At 63.1% G+C, this 7056-nt stretch carries 4 protein-coding genes; 3 read left to right on the forward strand and 1 reads right to left on the reverse strand.

Annotated features, from left to right (window positions below):
* From rlxS to EN984_RS16750, 3 genes are all read left to right on the forward strand, one after another.
* A partial coding sequence (gene rlxS / locus EN984_RS16740) for a relaxase/mobilization nuclease RlxS (protein ID WP_127383834.1) occupies positions 1–1831 on the forward strand: 1831 nt, incomplete at its 5' end.
* Positions 1832–2186: 355 nt separating this feature from the next.
* The gene (locus tag EN984_RS16745) at positions 2187–3173 is read left to right on the forward strand and encodes an ATP-binding protein (RefSeq protein ID WP_024505649.1); all 987 of its coding nucleotides are present in this window, start codon (positions 2187–2189) and stop codon (positions 3171–3173) included.
* A 17-nt stretch (positions 3174–3190) separates the two neighbouring features.
* On the forward strand, positions 3191–5659 hold the full coding sequence (locus tag EN984_RS16750) for a S8 family peptidase (RefSeq protein ID WP_024505650.1): 2469 nt from the start codon (positions 3191–3193) through the stop codon (positions 5657–5659).
* 206 nt (positions 5660–5865) lie between these two features.
* Here EN984_RS16750 and EN984_RS16755 read toward each other — a convergent pair.
* Positions 5866–7056 (reverse strand): E2 ligase fold family C protein (locus EN984_RS16755; protein ID WP_127383835.1); only part of this gene is annotated, 1191 nt, incomplete at its 5' end.

Raw genomic sequence — 7056 nt, forward strand, 5'->3', positions numbered from 1 at the left:
AAGCCGGACAGGGCGCGGCGGGGCGGCCGCCGCACTGCTGAAATCGCGCGACCGGTATGCCGCCTTCCGCCAGCGCCGGGTGATCGTCAAGGCGCGGGTCGTCAAGCTCGCCGGCAAGGGCGCGGACGGGGCGCGTGCCCATCTACGCTATCTTCAGCGCGACGGGGTCACCCGCGAAGGTGAACCTGGCGAGCTCTACGGCGCCGACAGCGGCCGCGTCGACGGCAAGGCGTTCATCGATCGCGCGGACGGCGACCGCCATCAGTTCCGCTTCATCGTCGCTGCCGAAGACGGCATCGAGTACGACGACCTCAAGGCGCTGACGCGGCGGCTCATGGCGCAGATGCAGGAAGACCTCGGCACGAAGCTCGACTGGGTCGCGGTCGATCATTTCAACACCGGCCACCCGCACAGCCACATCATCGTCCGTGGCAGGGACGACCGTGGCGAGAACCTGGTCATCGCGCGCGAATATATCTCATCTGGCATCCGCGAGCGGGCGGCCGAGCTGGTCAGCCTCGATCTCGGTCCGCGAACCGACCGCGAGATTGAGCTTCGCCTGCGCCGGGAAATGGAGCAGGAACGCTTCACCAGCATCGACCGTCGGCTGCTCAGCATGCGTGATGATGACGGCCTGGTCTCGCCGGGCGGTCCCGACGCCATTCGCCAGACGCTGCACCAGGGACGGCTGCGCAAGCTCGAGCGGATGGGTCTGGCCGCGGAGGTCGGCGCTGGCTCCTGGCGCCTCGACGATGAGCTCGAAGCCACGCTGCGCCGCACCGGCGAACGCGGCGACATCATCAAGACCATGCACCGCGAACTGACCGGCAAGGGGCTTGCCCGCAGGGCCGCCGACTGGGTGATCCACGATCGATCCGGCGAGCCCGTCCAGTCTCTCGTCGGTCGCGTTGTCGCGCGTGGACTGGCCGACGAGATCAATGACCGCCATTACATGATCGTCGACGCCGTCGACGGTAAGAGCCATTGGATCAACATCGGTAGAGGCGAGGCGATGGAAACGATGCCTAATGGCTGCATCGTGCGTGTCGCGCCAAGGAACACCGAGCCGAGGCAGGTCGATCGTACCATCGCCGAAATCGCCGCCGCGCATGGCGGCCGTTACGACGTCGATATGCACCTGAAGCATGACCCATCCGCCACCGAGAGCTTTGCGCGAACGCATGTGCGGCGGCTGGAGGCGATCCGCCGCGCGACCGGCGGCGTCGAGCGAGAGCCGAACGGCACCTGGCTCATCGCGCCGGACCATCTCGATCGCGTCGCGAATTATGAGGGCCAGCGGGCCAGGGCCGAGCCTGTCGTTGCCGACAAGCTCTCCTCAATGGCGCTGGAGCGACAGGTCAGCTTCAACGGCGCCACCTGGCTCGACCGGGAGCTGGTTGCCGATAGACCCGAGCCTTTGCACGGATCCGGCTTCGGCCGCGACGTGAGAGAGGCGCAAGCTCGCCGGCGGCAGTGGCTGATCGCGCAAGGCCTCGCGCATAAAGAACAGGATGGGATCGTCTATCGAGCCAACATGCTTTCGATCCTGCGCCAGCGAGAACTGAACCGTGTTGCTGGCCAACTGTCGGAGGAACTTGGCCTGCCCTATGCCGAAGCGCGATCCGGAGGACGAGTAGAGGGTACGCTCCGCCGCTCCGTCGAGCTTGCCAGCGGAAAATATGCCGTCGTTGAAAAGTCGCGCGAGTTCACGCTGGTGCCATGGCGGCCGGTGCTTGAGCGCCATGTGGGCAAGGAGGTCTCCGGTGTCGTGAGTGGGGAGGGGATTTCATGGACCGTCGGCCGGCAAAGGAGCGGACCTGGTGTTTCGTGAGATGGTGTACAGCTTTTTAGCCAGCGGCGCGGGCAGCCATGCGAGCCCGCGTAGACCTTATGGCCGCACGCCCGCAATCGGTCGCATGGACCTGCCAGGCGGGGCGGCTTTGGAGCGTTCGGACCCGACACGCTGCGTGAGTGGCCAGACTTCGAGCGCTCGAAGATGCGGACTGTTGTCTGCTGGCCGGCGTTATTCCGGCTGGCCTATGACCGCGGCGCAACAGTTCACCGCTGAAGTTGCCACGGGCGAACATCGACAAGAGAAAAAACACCATTGCGCGTTACAAATCGCCGTTGAAAGCGTTTAGGTTGCATGCGCTTCGCCAAGTAAACGGATACCCCAGAAGAGAGCCATGACCACGGCCCGCCATATCGTGACGCTGCTTAAAAGCCACATTGCCGGCGACGAGGATCGTTTCCTCTCTATCGCGATGCAGCTTGCTGCGCATGAGGCACGTCAAGGCCATGGCAAGCTTGCTCAGGAGCTCAAGGATCTGGTCGACGCAGCCAAGAGCAGGGACGCCCGGATTGCCAAGAGCAGTCGGCCGGTTCCCCTTTTTCAGCCAAAGGGCGAACTCGCAGGCCTCCTGCATGTGCGCTATCCGGACCTGCGACTGACGGACATGATTTTGCCGGACAGTCTGCGCTCGCGCCTGCACCGCGTGCTGGGAGAGCAGCGCCAACAAGCAAGCTTGCGCGAGCACGGGCTTGTTCCCCGTCGCAAACTGCTTCTGGTCGGCCCGCCAGGATCAGGCAAGACGATGACCGCATCGGCATTGGCCGGGGAGCTTCATCTGCCCCTTTTCATGATCGTCCTCGATGGTTTGATCACCAAGTTCATGGGAGAGACTGCCGGAAAGCTGCGGCTTGTTTTTGATGCAATGCAGGCGACGCGGGGCGTCTACTTCTTTGACGAATTCGATGCCATCGGCGCGCGTCGAGGCGAACGCCAGGATGTTGGCGAGATTCGGCGCGTGCTGAATTCGTTTCTGCAGTTTCTCGAGCAAGACGACAGCCACAGCCTGATTATTGCGGCAACAAATCATCCCGAGCTGCTCGACAGAGCTTTGTTCCGCCGTTTCGACGATGTCATCGAATACGCCGTGCCCGATCGGCCGATTATCGAGGCGCTGCTTCGGGCTCGACTCGACCGCTTCGACACCAGAGGGCTTGCCTGGAACGAGGCGATCTCTCAGGCAGAGAGACTGTCGCAGGCCGAGATCACCCGCGCGGCCGACGACGCTGCAAAAACCATCATATTGCGGGGGGGGAAGCGGATCACCTCGGAAGCGCTCATCGACGCTCTGAAGGAACGCCGGCAGGCTTCGCTGTCTGAGTAGCGACAGCACAGATCATAATGGCAGACGATTTTCCGCGCGACCGCGCCCATATCCACCTTCGCAACAACGGCATTCGGGAAGCCTATCGGCGGCCCAACCAACTTATACATGCACCGCCGCTGCCGGCGCGTGATCGGGCGTCGCATGCTGCGGCCTTGACGCAATCCATCGAACAAGCGGTCGAAAGTGCACGCCAGCAGATTGCGGCGCGTGACCCCCAGCTGTCGGTCGGCACGCCTGGCTTTTACCTCGAGATCGATCTGCCCATGTCCGGACGGGCGGCCCTCGACCAGTTGGCCGATCGTCGCCGGCACATGGAGCTGGTCGCCGTCCATGAGCCAACTCAACCCGGTGCTCCCATCACAGCGTCGGTGTTCCTGCCGCAAAGCGCGCAAGCCTATTATTTGCGGAAAGTCGAGGCGTATCGAGACGTTGACACTGACCGCGGCAGACCGCGCAACGAGCCGCTCGTCTCCCGCATGGAGACAGTCAGGCTGGCGACTGCACGATCGTTGTTTACCGACCACGACGACCTCTTCCCCCAGGCCGCTGACGAGCAGGTGTGGTGGGAAGTCTGGCTGCGCGACGGTCGCCGCGAGAACTTCGAGCACATTGCCGAAGCCCTGAACATCACTTTGCGCACGCATGCGGTCAGGTTTCCGGAGCGGGTGGTCATGCTGGCACTCGCCAGCACGGCAATGCTCGACCGCATGATTGCGCACAGCGATGTCGTCGCCGAGCTGCGGCGCGCGAAGGATACGCCGTCCTTCTTCATGGGCCTTGGTGGCGCGGAGCAAAGGGACTGGAGCGACGAGCTTCTCGGGCGCGTCAGACCGCCTCAATCCGATATTGCGGTCTGCATTCTCGACAGCGGCGTACGTCGCACCCACCCGTTGATCGAACCCGCACTTGCCGTTGAAGACTGGCACACCGTCAAACCGGCATGGGGCAGCGACGACACACCTGCGTGGAGCGGCCACGGGACGCGAATGGCAGGTGTCGGCCTGTACGGTGATCTGGTCCCGCTCCTGGTCGGAGGCGATCCAGTTCCATTGCCCTTTCGGCTGGAGAGTGTCCGTATCCTTCCGCCAGAAGACGAGGCAAACGATCCAGAACTCTATGGCGCGATCACCGCGGAAGCGATCGCCCGCGCCGAGGTGCAGGCGCCGGAGCGCCGCCGCGCGATCGCAATGGCTGTGACAAGCGCCAGTCCGGCGCGTGGAAGGCCCACATCGTGGTCTGCCGCTATCGACCAACTCTGTTTCGAAGAGGAGCAGCGACGCTTGATCGTTCTCTCTGCCGGCAACATCGGCGATGACCTCATGCCGGCCGAGCATTTGACGCGCAACGATCTGGAAGCAGTCGATGATCCTTCTCAGGCCTGGAATGCGCTGACGGTCGGCGCTTTCACAGAAAAGGTCGATATCATTGACACCGACTTTGCGGGCTACGCTCCGATCGCGCCGGTCGGCGAGCTCTCGCCGCGCAGTCGCACTTCGGTCGTTTGGGACAGGCAGTGGCCGGTGAAGCCCGAGGTCGTCTTCGAAGGCGGCAATCTCGCCCATGACGGTGTGTTGCCTGGCGAGCCGATCGACGATCTGCAGATATTGACCACTTTCTATCGACCCGAACTGCGCCACTTCACCACCCTCGGAGATACGAGCGCGGCAACGGCCCATGCCGCACGGATGGCGGGACTGATTCTATCAGCGCGCCCCGAGCTGTGGCCTGAAACGGTTCGCGCCCTGATCGTCCACTCGGCCGAATGGACTCCGGCGATGCGCGCACGCATCGATGCGTGCAACGGAGCGAAGGGCGAGATCCAGGCGCTCGTGCGGCGCTATGGTTACGGCGTGCCAGATCTTGGGCGCGCGCTTCTGTCAACGGTGAACGACCTCACGCTTATCGTTGAAGATGAGCTTCAGCCTTTCCAGCGCGAGGGCGGCGCGGCTGCCAAAACGCGTGACATGAAGCTGCATCGCCTGCCTTGGCCGAAGGAGCAGCTCGCGGCGCTCGGCGCTGCCCAGGTCGAGCTCCGCGTCACGCTGTCCTATTTCATCGAACCCAACCCCGGTGAACGCGGATGGACCCGCCGGCATCGTTACGCGTCCCATGGTCTTCGGTTCAGAGTAAAGTCAGCGACCGAGACAGTCGACGAATTCCGAGCCCGCATCAATCAGGCCGCTCGGGACGAGGAGGAAGGGGCGCCTGCTGGAGGCGGAGAAGAGTGGCTGCTCGGCACCTTCCGCGATCGCGGCTCGTTGCACGCCGATTTCTGGTCGGGCAGCGCCGCCGATCTCGCCGAGCGTGACGCGATCGGCGTGTTCCCGGTCGGGGGCTGGTGGAAGGAGAAGCCTTACCTGGAACGCGTCGACGCTCTGGCTCGGTACGCCCTGATTGTGACGATTCGGGCGCCTGGGGTCGATGTTGACATCTTCACACCCGTCGAAGCAGCCCTGACTGTCGAGACGTCGGTCGAGACCTGATGCAGCACTGTCCAAACCGGCCAACAACGGAGGTTTGACCAGCCTCTGGTGCCATGGCGGCTGGTGCTGGATCATCACGTCGGCAACAGGGATCATGCGCGGAGGACGATAGGCCGCCAAAGGAGCGGGCCAAGCGTGTCATAATGGCGCCCATGGTCACGCCCACAAGCCGCGCCCCCTGCGTCTACAGAGAGGTGCGCGTCTGCTTAGGCGGCCGAGACATCGCTTACCTGATCAACGCGCTCGCCGTATTTGCGCCTGTAAGCGGCAATGAAATCGTCGTCGCTACAGATGCAGCGGCCGCTGGAGTCCTTGGCCTTCGGATCGTGCAAGTGAGAGCCAAGGGGGCGCAGAAGATTCACCCGAGTGCTCGTCGTCGGGCTCATGGGAAACCCCGCACTATGTTTGACCAAATCCGCGGCAAGCATAATCCCGGCAAGCACCGACTGAAAGGCCATCGGAACCACAGTTCGAACGCGGCGACTTCCTTCGCTAAGCTGGAACACCAGACCGCCGCAGATAGCCTGCTGATAAAAGGAGCGCAGGGGCTGGCCAACAAACGGGGCTAGCGGTTCAAACGGCACAGCCATCGCTGTAGCCACGCGAACTACAAAGTCGTTGGGAACTCCGGCATTGGTCTGCAGGAGCGTTTTCACCTGCTCGTGTGCTTCCGGTATTCCGAGTTCCTCGGCAATCAGCTGGTGCTCGTCCTTGGATTTTCCGGATGGCAGGTACATGCAACAAAGGCAAGCCTGGCCGTCATCGAAACCATGCCGGGAGATACCGAGATCGTGCTCCTGCGTCCAAGCGTTTGCGATCCATCGCGGCAGTGCACCTTGGACAGCCAGACGGTCGGCGGCGGTGTCAAGCGCCACACCCACTTGGTCGAAGACCCAATTGCCCCGGCGCGCAACATATTCTGCCCACGTCAGAGGGTGCGCCTCGACCTCAAGGGCAGTCGATCTAAGGGCGGTGGCTGCAAGAACCGCTTTGGACATACCAATCTCCGCCTGGCCAGCCAATGCGTAGCGCTGCAGGTTTGAGAGTTCGATCGCTTCGTGATCGATTACATGCAGACGACCTTTGAGATCGGGTTGTCTCGCTAGCGCCCAAAGCGAGCCATGGCCTATCGCACCGAGCCCAACGAGGTGGGTTTCGCCAAGGTCGACTGGGAAGTCGATCGGGCCAGGCTCTCCGGCTTTGGTCTTGTCGTAGCTGCATAGCGAGAGGTCGATGGTTTCGTCCAACTCGGCGCCGGTCAACTGGGCAGCGAAGATAGTTCGAAAGACGTTGGCGGCGCCGAAGCAACTGGCGGCGCCAGCTCCATAAGGCAGCAGACTTGGGCCAGAGCCCACCGGGTCCGTACGCGACAGCTTTGCCGCCCAACCGTCCGATCC

The sequence above is a fragment of the Mesorhizobium sp. M7A.F.Ca.CA.004.12.1.1 genome (assembly GCF_003997835.1).
Classification (GTDB): domain Bacteria; phylum Pseudomonadota; class Alphaproteobacteria; order Rhizobiales; family Rhizobiaceae; genus Mesorhizobium.

What these genes read in the sequence shown, in the direction of transcription:
- EN984_RS16745 (WP_024505649.1), top strand. Translation starts at nt 2,187, where the DNA reads ATGACCACGGCCCGCCATATCGTGACGCTGCTTAAAAGCCACATTGCC.
- EN984_RS16750 (WP_024505650.1), top strand. Translation starts at nt 3,191, where the DNA reads ATGGCAGACGATTTTCCGCGCGACCGCGCCCATATCCACCTTCGCAAC.